This is a genomic window from Pseudomonas sp. LAP_36 (assembly GCF_019456785.1).
Lineage (GTDB): Bacteria > Pseudomonadota > Gammaproteobacteria > Pseudomonadales > Pseudomonadaceae > Aquipseudomonas > Aquipseudomonas tritici.
Window position 1 is genome coordinate 91288 of record NZ_JAHZMS010000009.1, and the last position, 17798, is coordinate 109085.

A 17798-nucleotide genomic window follows, 5' to 3' on the forward strand; every position below is an offset into this window, starting at 1 on the left:
GCGCACACATCAGTGCTTGGTGAGTTTGTCCAGGTAGCCCATGGCGAACGCCGACACCACAAAGGTCATGTGGATGATCACGTACCACATCAAATGCTCCGGATCGACGTTCTTGGCGTCCATGAAGATGCGCAGCAGGTGGATGGACGAGATCGCCACGATGGAGGCCGCGACTTTCATCTTCAGCGACGAAGAGTCCATGGTGCCGAGCCAGTTGAGCTTTTCTTTGTTTTCATCGATATCCAGCTGCGAGACGAAGTTCTCGTAGCCGGAAATCATCACCATCACCAGCAAGCCACCGACCAGCGCCATGTCGATCAACGACAACAGCAGCAGGATCACCTCAGATTCCAGCATGGTAAAAACCGTGGGAATGACGTGGATGATTTCCTGGAAGAACTTCAGCGCCAGGATCAGCAAGCCCAGGGACAACCCCAGGTAGATGGGCGCCAACAGCCAGCGTGAGGCGTACATAGTATTTTCGATAAAGCGTTCCATGGGATCTCACACAGCGTGGCTAAAAATGGTGGCGAGTATACCAGCGGTTACAAAACACCTGTAACCACGAGAAAACTGACCTGGGCGGCATCTGTAAGAGAATTTTTCTGCTAGTGTCGAGCCCAATAAAAATCGGCTCGATGATGTCGGACAGGAAAAACTCAGATGATGGATGTGCGATCCCCTTTGGCCAATCTCGGCCTGTGCGCGGCATTGCTGCTGGCCGGCGGCTGCTCCCCCAGCGACGAGCAGAAGCAGGCCACCCTCGAAGAGAAAACCGCACAATTCGAACACTCCCTCGACAGCATCCAAGACCCCAAGCTGCGCGACGCCGTTGCCGAACTTGGCGGTTCACTGCTGTTACTGGAACGGGCACGGGCCAAGCTTGCCACCAAGCCCATCGAAGCCGAATACGGCGAAGACAGCCTGGCCCTGCTCAGGCACTACCCCACGCCCCAGGCGCTGGTGGACACCTACATCAATGGCCTGTTCGTGCTGCGTAAAACCTCACACTCCGACTATTTGACGGACTTGCAGCCGGTCTTCCCGTTTAATTTCAGTGTCCCGGACCCATTCCCCTTTCCCCATGGCCTGGAATGGAAGTCCGTGACCTTGAGCAACAACAAGGTCATCCCCTTTCAGCCGGAATGGTCGGAAACCGATCCGGGCATCCAACTGAGCCCCAGCAGTTCCAACCTGACCAACCCCGACGACTTGACGGTGACCTACCCGTTTATCGACGGCATCGAAACCGAAAACAAGAGCCAGCCGCAACCCGTCAACCTAAAGGGCACCATTGAAGTGGTTGCGCCGGGCAAGGTGTTGACGTTTGATTTGTCGAAAAAGGACGTCGGCCACAAGCGTACCGAAGGCAATATCACCCTCAACCTGCTGCTCCTGGAGAAAAACTACGCGGAGATCGAGCTGATCAACAGCCAACCACTGGCACCGGAAGTGGGTGACGAGTCGCCCAACCCACTGCTGGTACAGGCGCGAGACAGCACTGGGCAATTCCTCACACGCTCGGGCTCGATCAACGAAAGCAGCGCGCAGGTGGCGTTCTACGAGAAGCAACTGGCCGAAATGCGAAAGCAGAAAGTCTGGTCGGAGGCATTCGAAAAACAGCTTACCGATGAACAAAAAGCCTTCGAACACAAGCAGAGCAGCCATTACGCCAAGGTGTATTTCAATGGCGTGATCGACAACCTGCAGGTCAACGTACTGGATTTCTCCACCGCTACGCTTACCCGCAAAGACCTCGACCTGCCCGTGCTGCGTTTTGACAAGAACAGCCTGCAGCAAACCGTACAGGCCTTGCCGATGCCGGTCACCGTGTACGACGACGGCGCCGCCAGTTGGCTCAAAGACGCAAGCATGACCGAAGACCAGCTGAAAAAAAGCGTCACCATCAGCCAGTCGGTCGAGGACGCCAGTGCCGCACACATCGTGTTTGACCACCCGTTCACCTTCAATGACGACTTGGTGGGCAGTGAGCGCAACAGCAGCGAATCGCCGGTGACCTTCTTTACCGCCGACGAAAAGGGCGAACGCGGGGAGCCGATCGAATTGCCGACTGAGGCCTTCGAACTGAACCCGGCGCGCGGCACCCTCACCTATGACCTCAACCTGTTTCCGGAAAACCCGGCGTTTGTGGTGGGCTCGATTCCACTGTTCCTGGCGACCATCGAAAAAGCCGACATTGAGGTAGGCAAGCTCCCCAAAGGGCTGTCGCTCAAGGACAACGCGCTGGTCGTGGACCAGAAGGAATTCCCTGCCGACAGCTGGCGCTTCTACGCCAAGGACGCCAGCGGCAACTACCTCAAGGAAATCCTGGGAGTGAGCCACCGCGCCGAGGAATACGGCACGGCGCTGTTTGACGTGCATTATTTCTACGGCCAGCCTACGTCCCTGGAAAGCTACCAACGCACCGACCTCAGCACCGTGCAGTACGGCTTTGAAGTCAAGCTGGACAAGCCCGAGAGCAAATAGCACTCAGTGCTGGGTATCACCATTGAGCTGTCGCAGATGGGCCTGCATGTGCAGGCTCCAGATCTGCGGATCGCCCGCCTGCTCATAGCCATGCAGGGTCAGGCTATCAACGATGGATTCCAGAATGTTCTCCGCCACGAAGGGGCCGTGAAACGGGCCCTGGGACTTGATAGTGGAGGGTTGTTCGCCGGTCATTCCGGCGGCAAACAACAACGTCCACATGCCGTTATCGCCCGCGAGAGGGCGAATGGAACATTCGATACGGGTGACCAGGCCAAAGCACTGGCGGGTGAGGCAAAGGTTGCGCGGCATGGCGGCGACCCTCGTTAGATCGGTGTTCAACCTGCGCCTGGGGCGAGGCTGTCTCTATCCAGCGACTCCTGTGGATATCCCTTGAACACAGAATAGAAGAAAACCGCGACAAACCAAGGCTGTAGGGACCAACGGCGCTGGCCCCTCAACCTAAGTCAAATTTATGGCGGTTTCGTAATTTCTCCGAATACACCACCGTCAATGTGGGAGCTGGCTTGCCTGCGATGACTGACGTCCAGGCAACATCTCCGTTAACGGGTAGACCGCTATCGCAGCATAAGTATCTACACATCTTCAAAGTGAAATTGCGTAGCAGAGGGCACCCTCAAGATGTGTAGATACCTATGGCTATCGCAGCGGTGCGGCGACCCGACAAGCCAGCTCCCACACTTGACCGCATCACGACAAAAAAATCAGGTGGGTTTGGCTTCCGCCAACGCCTGCTGTGCCAACTCCTTCTCCGCCTCCTTCAAGTCTTCCTCGCTGATCATCTCGGCAATCGCGCGCAAGCGCTCTACCACGCGCGCATTGACCGTGCCTTCAGGGAACTGCCCTTCCGCATCCGGCTCACCGGCATCCTCACCCACCAGTAGGCTCAAGGCCTCATCCGCCTGGCGCACGGCATAGATGTGGAACTGCCCGGCGCGCACCGCCTGCAGCACCTTCTCATCAAGCATCAGCGTGGCGACGTTGGCTTGCGGAATGATCGCCCCTTGCTCGCCGGTCAGCCCGCGTGCTTCACAGAGGCGGAAGAAACCTTCGATCTTCTCGTTGACCCCGCCCACCGCCTGCACTTCACCAAACTGATTGATCGAACCGGTGATGGCAAAGCACTGTTTGAGCGGCGTCTTCGACAAGGCCGAGATCAAGGTGCACGCCTCGCCCAGGGACGCACTGTCGCCGTCCACGTAGCCGTAGGATTGCTCCAGCGCGATGCTGGCCGAGATCGCCAGCGGGAATTCCTGGGCATAACGGCTACCCAGGTAACCGGTGAGGATCATCACCCCCTTGGAGTGAATCGGCTGGCCGAGGTTAACCTCACGCTCGATGTCTACAATGCCGCTGCCGCCCGGGTACACCGTGGCGGAAATCCGCGCCGGCACGCCGAACGCCGAGTCACCGACCTCCAGCACCGTCAGCCCGTTGCACTTGCCTACGGCCGCGCCTGCGGTGTCGATCAGGATGACCCCGGCCAGCATGTCGTCGAGAATCCGTGCCGACACGCGCCCGGTGCGCGTGGCCTTAGCCTTGAGTGCGCGCTCGATATGACCGGCGTCGGTCATTTCGTCGCCCGCCAGGTGGCGAATGAAATCCGCTTCGCTGACCAGCTGGAACAAATCACCAATGCGCGCCGACAAGCGCCCCTGGTGTTCCGCCAAGCGTGCGCTGTAAGTGGCCAGCCGTGCCACCGCATCCGAGGTCAGCGGCGCCATGCCTTCTTCCGATGTGCGGGTTTTGAGCAATTGGGCGAACTGCTCCAGGCTCTCATCGACCATCGGGATGTCTTCGTCGAAATCCACCAGCACCCGGAACATCTCCTGGAAATCCGGATCGGCGTCCTGCAACGCGTAGTACAGCTGGCGGGAACCAATGATGATGACCTTGACCTGCAGCGGGATCATCTGCGGGTTGAGGGTCACCGTAGCCAGGCGGCCCAACTCGCCCAACGGCGATTCCATCTTCAGCTTGCGCGACTGCAGGGAGCGCTTGAGGGCGTCCCAGACAAACGGTTCGCTGAGCATTTTTTCGGCTTCAAGAATCAGGAAACCGCCATTGGCGCGGTGCAAGGCGCCCGGACGTAATTGGCGATAGGTGGTGTAGAGCGCGCCCTGGTCGGTGCTGTATTCGATACGGCCGAACAGGTTGTCGTAAGTCGGGTGCGGTTCAAATACCACCGGTGCGCCACCGTTGACCGGATGGCCCACCACCAGGCTTGGGCAGTACTGCTCTTCAAGCAGCTTGCGCGCCTGGGCGTCGGTCTTGGCGTCGTCCACCAGTTGCTCGACTACGGTTTTGAGCAGGTACACCTGCATGGCTTGCAGATAACCGCAGACAGCGGCGTTTTCCGCGTACTTTTCCGACAGCGGTGCGAGCAAAGGCTGCAGGGCCAGCGTGATGGTTTCTTCGTTGAACTGGCGCAGTTGGTTATTGGACTCACGTTTCCACTGCGGCAGGCTGGCCAGTTCCTCATTGAGACGTTCTTCCAGCTCGGAAATATCCGTGTGGAAACGCTCGCGATCGGCTTCCGGTAGCTGCGAGAACTCGGCCTCGTCCAGCGCTTTGCCATCGAGCATCGGGGTAAAGGCGATGTTGGAGCTGTCGCGGTACAGCGCTACGTCTTTTTCCAGTGCCAGGCGTTCGATTACGTCCAGGGCCTTGTCGTAGCGCTGGTTGAAGGCGCGGTCGATGGCGCTTTTGCGCTGCTGGTACGTCGGGTGCTCGAAGACCGCCGGGAAGGTGGCGACCAGGTTGTCGACCAAGCCGTTGATATCGGCAATAAACGCCGCCGCTCCGCCGCCTGGTAATTCCAGGGCGCGGGGTTCGCGAGGCTCATCGAAATTATTCACATAGACCCAATCTGCCGGGGTCTGCAGGCGTTTGCCTTCGGCTTTCAGGTAACGTTTGACGAACGAAAAGCGGCCGGTGCCGGGCTCGCCCATGACAAACACGTTGTAACCGGGGCGTGGCATGGCCACACCGAACTGCAGTGCTTCAACCGCACGTTCCTGGCCAAGCACACCGCGAAAGGGCTCCAGATCATTGGTGGTCGAGAAGCTGAACTGTTCAGCGGAGAAAGGGCGAGTCAGCGCTTCGGGCGCTAGACGCAAGCTGGCAGCAACAGGATCAGGCATCGGGCTTCCTTACATCAGGCGGGGCAGATAACGGCATTCTGGCTCCCGGTTACGCGCTCTGGCAAGGCGCGCTTGAGGGAAAGCATAGACGCGGGATGCGTCCCGCAAAAATAGTGCGACATCGCGAATTGTTTTATAAAAATACACGGAACCCTTAGAACGTGCCTAAACTCCAAACTGCGCGGGTTGGACTAATAACCGACCCCTAGGGCGCGTTGACGTGCCTGAACCCTTGTCCATTGGTTTGCACACAAAGAGAACAAAGCTATGAAACGGATCCTTCTCGGTACTCTCTTCACCGTCGTCTCCCTCAATGCAATGGCAGAAGCACCAGGTGGCCCGAACTGCGGTTGGGGCAACATGTTGTTTGAAGGCCAGCGCGGTACTCCAGCTCACTTCCTGGCCTCCACCACCAACGGTACTTCGGGTAACGCCACCTTCGGCATGACCTCGGGCACCAACGGTTGCAGCACCAACAGCGCCCTGAGCTATGGCGGCAAGTCCTGGATTGCCATGAATGGCATGATGAACGAGCTGTCCGAAGACATGGCCAAGGGTAACGGCGAAGCGCTGACTACCTACGCTGTGGTACTGGGTGTTGCACCGGAAGATCGCGAGCACTTTGCTGCCGTGACTCACGAGCACTTCCAGCAAATCTTCAGCAAGGCTGACGTGACTGCTGATGACGTGCACAACAACACCATTGCTGTACTGAAAAGTGATGCCCGTCTGGCGAAATACGCTACCCAGGCTTAAGCTCGACCTGCCCGCGCCTTTCGAGGCGCGGGTTTTATTTTTTCGACCTGTCCCCCCTTGGGTCTTTTTTTATTTCGACTTAAGTAGCCCCCATGCTCAAACGCCTCGCTTGCCTGGCTCTCTTCGCCTGCGCCCCGCTGCACGCGGCACCGCACCTCGATGATCAACGTTTGCAGCAATTGGCCAATGACCCCTTCTGGTTATCCCTGGGTCACTACGAAGCCGGCAAGATCAGCGGCTGGCGCAGTTATGTCAGCGAGAAAAAGTTTTTCCTCGCACCTGACGGCGCCCATCACCCGGATGCGGAACTCAAGGCCACCGTCGACGCCCTTTACGCGCCGGCCAGCCTGGGTGAAAAACATGCCCAGTGCGTGTACCCCGCACGAACCCGCTGGCTCAAGGATCAGTTGCAACTTACTGACCTGCCTGCCGTGGACTGCAAAGAATTCAAGCAGTGGTTCAAGGACGTCGCCCCCCATAGTGCGGTGATGATCTTCCCGGCGGCCTACCTCAACAGCCCCTCGTCGATGTTCGGCCACACCCTGCTGCGCATCGACCAGGCCGACGTGCAAAGCAACAACACTGCCCTGCTCAGCTACGCGATCAACTTCGGCGCCTATATCGAGGGCTCCGACAACAGCATTCTCTACGCCTGGAAAGGCTTGATGGGGGGTTACCCCGGCCTGTTCGCCCTGGTGCCCTACCAGGAAAAACTCTCCGAGTACCGTAGCCTCGAGAACCGCGACCTGTGGGAATACCGCCTCAACCTCACCCAGGTCGAGACCGAACGCATGGTCGAGCACGTGTGGGAGCTCAAGCAGATCCAGTTCGACTACTTCTTCTTTGACGAAAACTGCTCCTATCGCCTGCTGGAACTGCTGCAAGTGGCGCGCCCTGGCCTACGCCTGACCGAGCAATTTCCGCTGACCGCCATCCCGACCGACACGGTCAAGGCCGTGAAAGAGGCCGGTCTGGTAGAAAAGATCGACTACCGCCCTTCCCGCGAACGCGAACTGCTGGAGCGCGCCAAACCACTCGACAGCGACGAGCAGCAATGGGTATTGAAGGTCAGCGACGACCAGAAACAATTGCAGGAGCCTGCCTTCAAAGCCCTGCCCCGCGAGCGCCAGGCCCTGATCATCGACGCCGCTTACCGCCTGGGCCGCTACCGCGCCAATGGCCTGGAGCGCGACACCGCCCGCTCCCAGCGCAGCTTCGAACTGCTGCGCGCGATCAATCAGAACCCTGCGCCCGACCTTAAAATCGTACCGCCCGGCCTGCCGGAAAACGGCCATGAATCGCGCACCTGGCAAGCCGGCATCGGCACCCGTGGCGACAAAGCTTTTGGCGAATACGGCCTGCGCATGGCCTACCACGACCTCAACGACAACGCTGAAGGCTTCCCCCTCGGCGCGCAGATCGAAATCCTGCAAATGAAACTGCGCCAGTACGAGGGCAACCACTGGCAACTGCAGCAACTGGACCTGGCCACCATCCGCTCCCTGACCCCGCGCAATGCGCTGTTGCAACCCTGGTCATGGCAAGTCACCGGCGGTCTGGAGCGCGTGCCTGGCAAACACGACGACGAAACCCTGGTCGCCCACGTCAACGGCGGCGCCGGCGGCACCTGGCAACTGCGCGACGACATGCTCGGCTTCGCCCTTGGCACCGTACGCGTGGAACACAACAACGACTTCAACGAAGCCATCTCCCCCGCAGCCGGTTTCAATACCGGGGTGTTGTGGAGGAATCCGCTGGGTAATTTGAGTTTGGAAGCCAAGGGTGATTTCTTCACCAATGGCGAAGTGCGGCGCAGCATCAGCTTGAACCAGCAGTGGGAGCTGTCACGCAACCTGGGGCTGCGGTTGAGTGCACAGCGCGAGTACAGCCACCTTTCCACGCCGGTCAACGAAGTGATGCTTGAAGTGAAGTGGTATCACTACTAATCAAAGCCTGACGAAGATCAAAATGTGGGAGCGGGCTTGCTCGCGAATGCGGTGTATCAGTCACTGGAAACTTGGCTGAGCCACCGCTTTCGCGAGCAAGCCCGCTCCCACATTTGGTGTTGTGTTTAGCCAAACACCATCGTGCGGTCCGCACTTACAACACCTTTCTCACTCTCCCTTCACACCTCCCTGACAAATCCCGCTCTAGACTCTCCCTATCAGCCGTGAAACGGCCAGGGAGTACGCCATGTGGCGGTCTGCGTTATTGCTGTGTGCGGTGGTGTGGCTGGCGGGTTGCCAAACGACCCATCAGGATTTACTGGCCAAGGGTTATCCACCGGCCTTTGCCGACGGTTTTGACGATGGCTGCAGCAGTGGTCGCCAGGCTGCCGGAGTGATCACCGGGGAGTTTCGCAAAAATGTGCCGCGTTACCTGAAGGATCGGCAATACGCCGAAGGCTGGGAGGATGGCTTTCGACAGTGCAAGGCCATGCGTGAAAACGAAGAGTTGCGCGACTACAGGGACAATCACTGGGATGACCGAGAGCGGGCCTGGCAGCACGAGAAAGACCGCGACGCCGCCAGGGCCTATCGCTCGCAATAGGTCGCTTTCAGACATCCATCGAAACTAATGCGCGGCGAACATGGCCCAAACTCCATAGAGGGAGAACACCATGAGCCGAGCTTTTGTAAACGAGGACAATGCTGCCGCCCAGGCTGATCAGCCGGTGGAGCGTCAGGTCAGTGAGCAGCCCAACCGTCTGACTGCGCAGGGTTTGGCGCAATTGCAGGCCAAGGTTGCGCAGTTGCAGCAGGAACACAGCGCTGAATCCGCCAAGGGCGAGCGCGCTGACAAACAACGCCAGGCCGACCTTGAACGGGATTTGCGTTACTTCAATCAACGGGTGCAGAGCGCCCAAGTGGTCGCACCGGCCACTTCCAGCGATAAGGTGCAGATCGGCAGTTGGGTGACGTTCGCCAATGAGCAGGACGAGCAGCAGCGCATTCAGTTGGTCGGTGAAGATCAGGCGGACGCCAACGCGGGCTTGATCAACTGGGGTTCGCCCCTGGGCCGCGCATTGCTGGGCGCCCAGGTGGGTGACGAGGTGCTGTGGCTGCGCCCCGTCGGCGATCAGTTGATCGAAGTGCTGCTGATTGAGCCCGAGGCTTAGACGATGCCTTGAGCCAGCATCGCGTCGGCGACTTTGACGAAACCCGCGATATTCGCGCCTTTCACGTAGTTGACCCGACCGTTTTCTTCGCCGTAATGCACGCAGGCATGGTGGATCGACTGCATGATGGCGTGCAGCTTGCTGTCCACTTCGCCCGCCGTCCACAGCAGGCGCATGGCGTTCTGCGACATTTCCAGGCCACTGACCGCGACGCCGCCGGCGTTGGAGGCTTTGCCCGGTGCGAACAGAATGCCCGCCTCGATAAAGATATCCACAGCCTCCAGCGTGGTCGGCATATTGGCGCCTTCGGCCACGCAGAGGCAGCCGTTGCGCAGCAGGGTGCGCGCAGCATCGGCATTGAGTTCGTTCTGAGTGGCGCAGGGCAGCGCAATGTCGCAGGCCAATTCCCACGGGGTTTGACCCTTGCGAAACTCCAGGCCAAAACGCTCGGCCAATTCGCTGATGCGGCCGCGTTGCACGTTTTTCAGCTCAAGCAAGGCCGACCATTGCTCCTCGGTCAAACCGCTTTCGGCGTACAGGGTGCCTTCGGAATCGGACAGGGAAATCACCTTGCCGCCCAGGTCCATGACCTTGCGCGCCGCGTATTGCGCCACGTTGCCGGAGCCGGACACCGCCACACGCTTGCCCTCGACACGCTGGTTATTGCGCTTGAGCATTTCTTCGGCGAAGTACACGCAACCGAAGCCGGTGGCTTCCGGGCGAATCAGGCTGCCGCCGTAGGTCATGCCCTTGCCGGTCAACACCGAAGTGAATTGGTTGCTCAGGCGCTTGTACTGACCAAACAAGAAGCCGATTTCACGGGCGCCCACGCCGATATCGCCGGCCGGCACGTCCACGTCTGCGCCGATATGGCGGTACAGCTCGCTCATGAAGGATTGGCAGAAGCGCATGACCTCAGCATCGCTCTTGCCCTTGGGATCAAAGTCCGAGCCGCCCTTGCCGCCGCCCATAGGCAGCGAGGTCAGCGAGTTCTTGAAGGTCTGCTCGAAGGCGAGGAATTTCAGCACACCCAGGTTCACCGACGGGTGGAAGCGCAGGCCGCCTTTATAAGGGCCAATGGCGCTGTTCATCTGGATACGGAAACCGCGATTGACCTGGACCTTGCCATGATCATCCACCCACGACACCCGGAAGGTAATCGCGCGTTCCGGCTCGCAGATGCGCTCCAGGATGCCCGATGCCAGGTAGTGAGGGTTGACTTCAAGAAACGGCCACAGGCTGCGTAGGACTTCTTCTACTGCCTGGTGGAATTCGGGCTGGTCTGGGTCGCGTTTCTTGAGGCGAGCGAGGAAGGATTCGACGGATTCGATCATGAAAAGTCTCGGCAGATTTTTAGTTGTTAACAGAGATTGAGCCGGACTTTATCAATTCGTTTCGCACTGCGACAGGGCAAAATGTCGCCTTTATGAATTTAAATGGTGCACTTGATATAAATAACTACATTATTTCGCCCCCAAATGGGGATTTCAGCTCAAACCATGCACCAATAGGTAGTCGGGCATCGCAGGCAAGCCAGCTCCCACATTGATTCGAGTACATCCGCATCAGCGCGGTCAAGTGTGGGAGCAGGCTTGCCTGCGATGAGATCACCTCGGTCACCCTGAAAAGCACGCAAAAAAAACGGAGCCCTAAGGCTCCGCTCTTTCAAAACACCGACCCAATCAGGCCAGTTTCTTGTGGCGCACACGGTGCGGCTGGGCAGCAGCATCGCCCAAACGCTTCTTACGGTCCGCTTCGTACTCGGTGTAGTTACCTTCGAAGAACACCGCCTGGGAGTCATCTTCGTACGCCAGGATGTGAGTCGCGACGCGGTCAAGGAACCACCGATCGTGAGAGATCACAATGGCGGCGCCAGGGAAGTCCAACAGCGCTTCTTCCAGGGAACGCAAGGTTTCAACGTCGAGGTCGTTGGACGGTTCGTCGAGCAACAGCACGTTGCCGCCCTCTTTCAGGGTCAGGGCCAAGTGCAAGCGACCGCGCTCACCGCCGGACAGGTCCTTGACGAACTTCTGCTGATCGCCGCCCTTGAAGTTGAAACGGCCCACGTAGGTACGCGACGGGATCTCATAGTTGCCGATACGGATCTGGTCGGAACCGTCGGAAATCTGCTGGAACACCGTCTTGCTGCCGTCGAGGTCTTCGCGGCTCTGGTCCACGCAGGCCAACTGCACGGTTTCACCGACTTCGATAGTGCCAGAATCCGGCGTTTCCTTGCCCATCAGCATGCGGAACAGCGTGGACTTACCCGCACCGTTACCACCAATAACACCGACGATCGCGCCTTTTGGCATGGAGAACGACAGGTTGTCGATCAGCACACGGTCGCCATAGCCTTTGGATACGTTCTTGAACTCGATGACCTTGTCACCCAGGCGCGGGCCGGCCGGGATGTAGATCTCGTTGGTTTCGCTGCGCTTCTGGAATTCCTGCGATTGCATTTCTTCGAAGCGTTGCAGACGCGCCTTGGATTTGGACTGACGCGCCTTCGCGCCTTTACGCACCCACTCCAGTTCTTCCTTCATGGCTTTTTCATGGGCCGATTGCTGCTTGGATTCGGCAGCCAGACGGTCGGACTTGGCTTCCAGCCAACCGGAGTAGTTGCCCTCGTAAGGGATACCGGCGCCACGGTCGAGCTCGAGGATCCAGCCGGCCACGTTGTCCAGGAAGTACCGGTCGTGCGTGATCGCAACCACGGTGCCCGGGAAATCATGAAGGAAATGCTCCAGCCAGGCGACGGAATCGGCGTCCAAGTGGTTGGTCGGTTCGTCGAGCAGCAGCATGTCAGGGGCCGACAGCAGCAGGCGGCACAGGGCCACACGGCGCTTTTCACCACCGGACAGGAATTCGACCTTGGCGTCCCATGCCGGCAGACGCAACGCGTCGGCGGCAACTTCCAGCTGACGCTCCAGGTTGTGACCGTCGCTGGCCTGCAGGATGGCTTCGAGCTTGGCTTGTTCGGCCGCCAGTTTGTCGAAGTCGGCGTCTTCTTCAGCGTACGCGGCGTAAACCTCGTCGAGGCGCGCCTGGGCGTTTTTGATCACGCTGACGGCTTCTTCAACCACTTCGCGAACGGTCTTGGTCGGGTCCAGGATCGGCTCTTGCGGCAGGTAGCCGATGTTCAGATCGGGCATCGGGCGGGCTTCGCCTTCGAACTCGGTGTCGACGCCGGCCATGATTTTCAACAGCGTGGACTTACCCGAACCGTTGAGGCCGAGCACGCCGATCTTGGCGCCAGGGAAAAAGGACAGCGAAATATTTTTCAGGATTTCCCGCTTCGGAGGGACAACTTTCCCCAGCCGATGCATGGTGAAGACGTATTGAGCCAAAATGTGGACCTCATGAAAAAGTGAGAACAGGCCTACGTAGCGTCATGGCGCTGTACATAGCATTGCGAATCCTCAAGGTTAACCTAAGTGGCCGAGCGTATCGAAATCTATCTGTTAGATTAGCCGCCCAACCCCTCAGAGGTTCCAGGAGACCCCCTTCATGCTTGGCGTCATTTCTGCACTCGGCTTGCTGCTATTAATGCCGGGCCCCACCAACACACTGCTATTGCGCTCGGGAATACTCACGGGGTTCAGGCGCGCCTGGCCGCTGAGCCTGCTGGAGTGCCTGGCGTACCTGACGCAGATATCCTTCTGGGGCTACCTGCTCAGCCATATAGGCGACAGCGTGCCTTGGGGGCTGAAGCTCGTGCAGTTCGCTTCGGTCTGTTACCTGATCAGGACTTCCTACCTGCTGTGGTGCCACCCCGACGAAACACTCAAGTCTGCACCTGAAGCACGCGTATCCAGGCTGCATTTCTTTCTGCTGACGCTGATCAACCCCAAGGGTTTGCTGATCGTTTCGTTCATCGTCCCCGTGCAGACGTTTATCGACCTGACGTTATATGTGCAGTTCGTCGCACAGTTCACAGCCGTGGTGGTACCGGTGGGGTGCGCATGGGTACTGTTCGGCGCCCGCATCAGACATGGCGGATACGCCTGGCTGACGCCGCACGCCATCAACCGCACGGCCTCTGTGGTTATCGGCGTCTTCACGCTCGCCATCCTGACCCGCCTGGCCGACAGCCTGATCCACACAGGTGCCTGACTTGAGTCCTGCCAGGCGGGGCTGGCACTTTGCCACAAGTCAGGGCATGCTAGCCGCCCTCCGGGCGTCCGGCTTATAGTGCACGTCGCGCGCCAGTCCAGCCAAACCGCAGGATCACAGCTTGTCCAAAGTCACGCCGCCTACTCCCCTGCGCGCCGCTCATATAGCGCCGGGAGCGCCCCTGCACGGCACCCTCAAAGGCGCATTGGCGACGCTCGTCCTCATGCTGCTCGCCTTATTGTTCTGGCAACTGCTTGACCAGTTGCAGCAAAACCAGAAGAACCAGCAGCAATACACCATCGACTACAGTGCCGACCTGGCCGAACAGATCAGCCTGAACATGGCCCTGAGCGCAAAAATCGCTCTTAACCTACTCCCGATGGTCGAGCCACCGCGCGACAGCGAACAGCAACAGGCCTTGATGCGCACTTTGCAGCGCTCGCTGCCGGAGCTGCGCAGCGTCGCCCTGCTCGCCCCCAGCGGCGCGATGATCAGTGACAGCGCCACTGACAGCCAGGATGGCGCCTGGCTTGAAGAGCTGGTGCAGCGCAGCCACTCCCAGTCCTATTACCTGAGCAACAGCAACGACGGCACCCTCATCTATCTGCTATTGCACCAGCCCAGCGGCGGTTCAAGGATGTACTGGGCATTGCGCCTGGCGCCCAACTACCTGGCCAACCTCACCCCCCAGGACGGCCAGGGCCAACGCCCGATGTGGGTCATCGAGAATCGCGTCAACCACCGCGTCATCAGCCGGGACAGCGGCATGCCGGCCCAGTGGGCCAGCGCCCTCACACCGGACGAACTGAATAAAAGCGTACTGGTCACGCCCCTGAGCAAGAGCGACTGGCAATTGCGTGGGCTGTTCGACCGCACCGCCGTGTTGGAGCAACTGTTGCCGGCGTTTATCGGCAAATGCCTGTTGGGCCTGGCGTTCTCGCTGATCCCGGTGATCGTGCTGTTGAACATGCGTCGCCGCCAGCGCCAAGTGCATGAAGGCCGGCGGCGCTACCAGGACATTTTCGAAGGCACCGGCGTGGCCCTGTGCGTGCTTGACTTGTCGGGCCTGAACGGTTTCTTCGACAAGACCCGATTGCAGACCCGTGAGCAATTGCACGACTGGCTGCAGGCCAACCCCGACGAGCGCCAGCGACTGCTCAAGGAGTTGCGCATCACCGAGGTCAACCAGGTGGCGGTGCGCCTGTTGAACGTGGGCTCCTGCGAGGAGGCTTGGGGACGCCTGATCGATGACTGCCCGCGCAATGCCACGTCCATCGGTTACCAGATACTTGATGCTGTCCTGACCCAACAGAGCCAGTTGGAGCTGGAAATCCAGCTCAAGGACGTGGCCGGCAACGAGCAATACCTGTGGCTGGTGATGCGCCTGCCCGAGCAACAAGACGACTTCAAGGCAGTGATCCTCAGTATCAGCGATATCACCAGCCGCAAGCTGATCGAGCTGTCGCTGGTCGAACGGGAAAGCTTCTGGTCAGACGTGGTCCGCACCGTGCCCGACCACCTGTATGTGCAGGATGTGATCAGCCAGCGCATGATTTTCAGCAACCACCATTTGGGCCACACTCTCGGCTACAACAAGGCCGAACTGCAGCAAATGGGCGAGTACTTCTGGGAAATCCTGCTGCACCCCGAGGACGCCGAGCATTACCATGATTTGCGCCAGCAGCAGCGCAATGTCGGCTACACCACGCAGTTGCACTGCCAACTGCGCTTCCGTCATCGCGATAACCAGTGGCGCCGTTTTGATATCCGTGAACAAGCCCTGGCCCGCGAAGAGACCGCGCAGATCAGCCGGATCATCGGCGTGGCCAAGGACATCACCGACCAGATCGAAGCCAGTGAATCCCTGCGCGACAGCGAACAGCGCTACCGCATGCTGGCCGAAAGCATCAGCGACGTGATCTGCTCCACCGACAGCCAATTGGCCCTCAACTATGTCAGCCCATCGGTCAATGCCGTGCTGGGCTATGACGTGGATTGGGTGTTCAAGAACGGCTGGCAGTCGATCATTGCCAACCCGCAGCAACTGACCGGCATTTATAGCCTGATGGAGCAGGTCAGCCGCGCGCTGGGCGATCCCGAGGCACTGAACAAGCTGCGTGATGACATTCAAACCCAGTTGTTCCTGTTCGACTGCCTGCGCGCCGACGGTCGCAAAGTGCCGATTGAGTTGCGCCTGGTGCTGGTGTGGGACGAACACGGCGCCTTTGAAGGCATCCTTGGTGTGGGTCGCGACATCAGCCAGCAGCGCCGCGCCGAGAAAGACCTGCGCATGGCGGCCACGGTATTCGAGCACTCCACGTCGGCGATCCTGATCACCGACCCGGCGGGGTATATCGTGCAGGCCAACGAGGCGTTCAGCCGGGTCAGCGGCTATGCGGTCAGCGATGTGCTCGATCAATTGCCCAACATGCTCACCGTCGACGAACAGCAGGAAGCCCACCTGCGCTACGTGCTCAAGCAACTGCATCAGCACAGCACCTGGGAGGGCGAAGTGTGGCTCAAGCGCCGCAATGGCGAGCATTACCCGGCGTGGGTCGGCATCACTGCCGTGTTTGACGATGAGGGCGACCTAGCCAGCTACGTGTGCTTTTTCAGTGATATCAGCGAGCGCAAGGCCAGCGAACAGCGCATCCACCGCCTGGCCTACTATGACGCCCTGACCCACCTGCCCAACCGCACGCTGTTCCAGGATCGCCTGCACACCGCGTTGCAGTCGGCCGAACGGCAGAAGTCGTGGGTGGTGCTGATGTTCCTCGACCTCGACCGCTTCAAACCGATCAACGACTCCCTGGGTCACGCCGCCGGCGACCGCATGCTTAAGGAAATGGCTACGCGCCTGCTGGGTTGCGTGGCCGAAGACGACACCGTGGCGCGCATGGGTGGCGACGAGTTCACGTTGCTCCTGCAGCCACGGGTCAACCGTGAAATGGCGCTGAACCGCGCGATCCATGTGGCCGAGCAGATCCTCGCCAGCCTGGTAAAACCCTTTGTATTGGAAGGCCGAGAATTCTTTGTGACCGCCAGTATCGGCATCGCCCTCAGCCCGCAGGACGGTAACGAGCTGAGCCAGTTGATGAAAAACGCCGACACCGCGATGTATCACGCCAAGGAGCGCGGCAAGAACAATTTCCAGTTCTACCAGTCGGACATGAACGCCAGCGCCCTGGAGCGCCTGGAGCTGGAAAGCGATTTGCGCCACGCCCTGGAACAGGACGAATTCGTGCTCTATTACCAGCCGCAGTTCAGCGGCGACGGCAAGCGCCTGACGGGCGCCGAGGCCCTGCTGCGCTGGCGCCACCCGCGTCGCGGGCTGGTGCCGCCGGGGGACTTCATCCCGGTGCTGGAAGAGTTGGGCCTGGTGGTGGACGTCGGCGACTGGGTGATCAGCGAAGCCTGTCGCCAACTCAAGACCTGGCACCAGAACAAGGTGCGCGTGCCGAAAGTCTCGGTGAATATCTCCGCGCGGCAGTTCTCCGACGGCCAGTTGGGCACGCGCATTGCCACTATCCTCAAGGACACTGGCTTGCCGCCGGCGTGCCTGGAGCTGGAGCTGACCGAAAGTATCCTGATGCGCGAAGTCAACGAGGCCATGCATATTCTCGACAGCCTGAAAAACCTGGGCCTGAGCATTGCGGTGGACGACTTCGGCACGGGTTATTCGTCACTCAACTACCTCAAGCAATTCCCTATCGACGTGCTGAAGATCGACCGCACCTTTGTCGACGGCCTGCCGTCAGGCGAGCAGGATGCACAGATCGCCCGGGCCATTATCGCCATGGCCCACAGCCTGAACCTGGCAGTGATCGCTGAAGGCGTGGAAACCCATGAGCAACTGGACTTCCTGCGTGAGCATGGCTGCGATGAAGTGCAGGGCTACCTGTTTGGGCGGCCGATGCCGGCGCATCGGTTTGAGGCGCAGTTCAGTAACGACGCCCTCTTCATGTTCGACTGAGTTTGTGTGGTGGGGCTGATGGCCTCATCGCAGGCAAGCCAGCTCCCACCTTTGAATGGGTTCACACATCAAAATGTGGGAGTCGGGCTTGCCCGCGATAGGGCCGGCACTGGCACCGCTTATCCCTAAGTGAATCCCGCTTGTCCGCGACATGATGTCCTTTCATATGCCATCTAAAACCCATTGG

Annotated in this window: 12 protein-coding genes; 7 read left to right on the top strand and 5 right to left on the bottom strand. The window is 59.4% G+C overall.

Annotated features, from left to right (window positions below; genetic code table 11):
- Positions 1-9: 9 nt before the first annotated feature.
- On the bottom strand, positions 10-498 hold the full coding sequence (locus JBO08_RS23905) for a TIGR00645 family protein (RefSeq protein ID WP_049711466.1): 489 nt from the start codon (positions 496-498) through the stop codon (positions 10-12).
- A 165-nt stretch (positions 499-663) separates the two neighbouring features.
- On the opposite strand from JBO08_RS23905, the gene JBO08_RS23910 reads away from it, so the two are divergent.
- A complete protein-coding gene (locus JBO08_RS23910) occupies positions 664-2487 on the top strand; it encodes a hypothetical protein (protein ID WP_220075023.1) in 1824 nt (607 codons plus the stop codon).
- 3 nt (positions 2488-2490) lie between these two features.
- Here the strand turns inward: JBO08_RS23910 and JBO08_RS23915 are convergent, their stop codons facing one another.
- Both JBO08_RS23915 and JBO08_RS23920 read right to left on the bottom strand, forming a co-directional pair.
- The gene (locus JBO08_RS23915; RefSeq protein ID WP_049711465.1) at positions 2491-2799 is read right to left on the bottom strand and encodes a hypothetical protein; all 309 of its coding nucleotides are present in this window, start codon (positions 2797-2799) and stop codon (positions 2491-2493) included.
- 413 nt (positions 2800-3212) lie between these two features.
- Positions 3213-5651 carry a Lon protease family protein gene (locus JBO08_RS23920; protein ID WP_065875329.1) on the bottom strand — a complete coding sequence of 813 codons (2439 nt, stop codon included), beginning with the start codon at positions 5649-5651 and terminating at the stop codon, positions 3213-3215.
- A gap of 267 nt (positions 5652-5918) precedes the next feature.
- Here JBO08_RS23920 and JBO08_RS23925 point away from each other — a divergent pair, with 267 nt between their 5' ends.
- The 4 genes from JBO08_RS23925 (at position 5919) to JBO08_RS23940 (ending at position 9525) form a co-directional block, all read left to right on the top strand.
- Positions 5919-6407: a DUF3015 domain-containing protein gene (locus JBO08_RS23925; protein WP_010206666.1), complete on the top strand. Its 489-nt coding sequence runs from the start codon at positions 5919-5921 to the stop codon at positions 6405-6407.
- Between the two features lie 92 nt (positions 6408-6499).
- On the top strand, positions 6500-8353 hold the full coding sequence (locus tag JBO08_RS23930) for a DUF4105 domain-containing protein (protein ID WP_065881660.1): 1854 nt from the start codon (positions 6500-6502) through the stop codon (positions 8351-8353).
- A gap of 247 nt (positions 8354-8600) precedes the next feature.
- Positions 8601-8957 (top strand): hypothetical protein, encoded by a 357-nt coding sequence (locus JBO08_RS23935; protein WP_065875333.1) that lies wholly within the window; start codon positions 8601-8603, stop codon positions 8955-8957.
- Positions 8958-9027: 70 nt separating this feature from the next.
- Positions 9028-9525, top strand: coding sequence for a GreA/GreB family elongation factor (locus tag JBO08_RS23940; RefSeq protein WP_065875334.1), 498 nt, complete (start codon positions 9028-9030; stop codon positions 9523-9525).
- On the opposite strand, the gene gdhA is transcribed toward JBO08_RS23940, so the two are convergent.
- Positions 9522-10859: an NADP-specific glutamate dehydrogenase gene (gene gdhA / locus JBO08_RS23945; protein WP_220075024.1), complete on the bottom strand. Its 1338-nt coding sequence runs from the start codon at positions 10857-10859 to the stop codon at positions 9522-9524. The genes JBO08_RS23940 and gdhA overlap by 4 nt on opposite strands.
- Before the next feature lie 348 nt (positions 10860-11207).
- Positions 11208-12872 carry an energy-dependent translational throttle protein EttA gene (gene ettA, locus JBO08_RS23950; RefSeq protein WP_049711458.1) on the bottom strand — a complete coding sequence of 555 codons (1665 nt, stop codon included), beginning with the start codon at positions 12870-12872 and terminating at the stop codon, positions 11208-11210.
- A 160-nt stretch (positions 12873-13032) separates the two neighbouring features.
- Between ettA and JBO08_RS23955 the strand changes: the two genes are divergently transcribed.
- Positions 13033-13638 (top strand): LysE family translocator, encoded by a 606-nt coding sequence (locus JBO08_RS23955; protein ID WP_065875336.1) that lies wholly within the window; start codon positions 13033-13035, stop codon positions 13636-13638.
- A 121-nt stretch (positions 13639-13759) separates the two neighbouring features.
- Positions 13760-17611 carry a bifunctional diguanylate cyclase/phosphodiesterase gene (locus JBO08_RS23960; RefSeq protein ID WP_065891138.1) on the top strand — a complete coding sequence of 1284 codons (3852 nt, stop codon included), beginning with the start codon at positions 13760-13762 and terminating at the stop codon, positions 17609-17611.
- Positions 17612-17798: the final 187 nt, after the last annotated feature.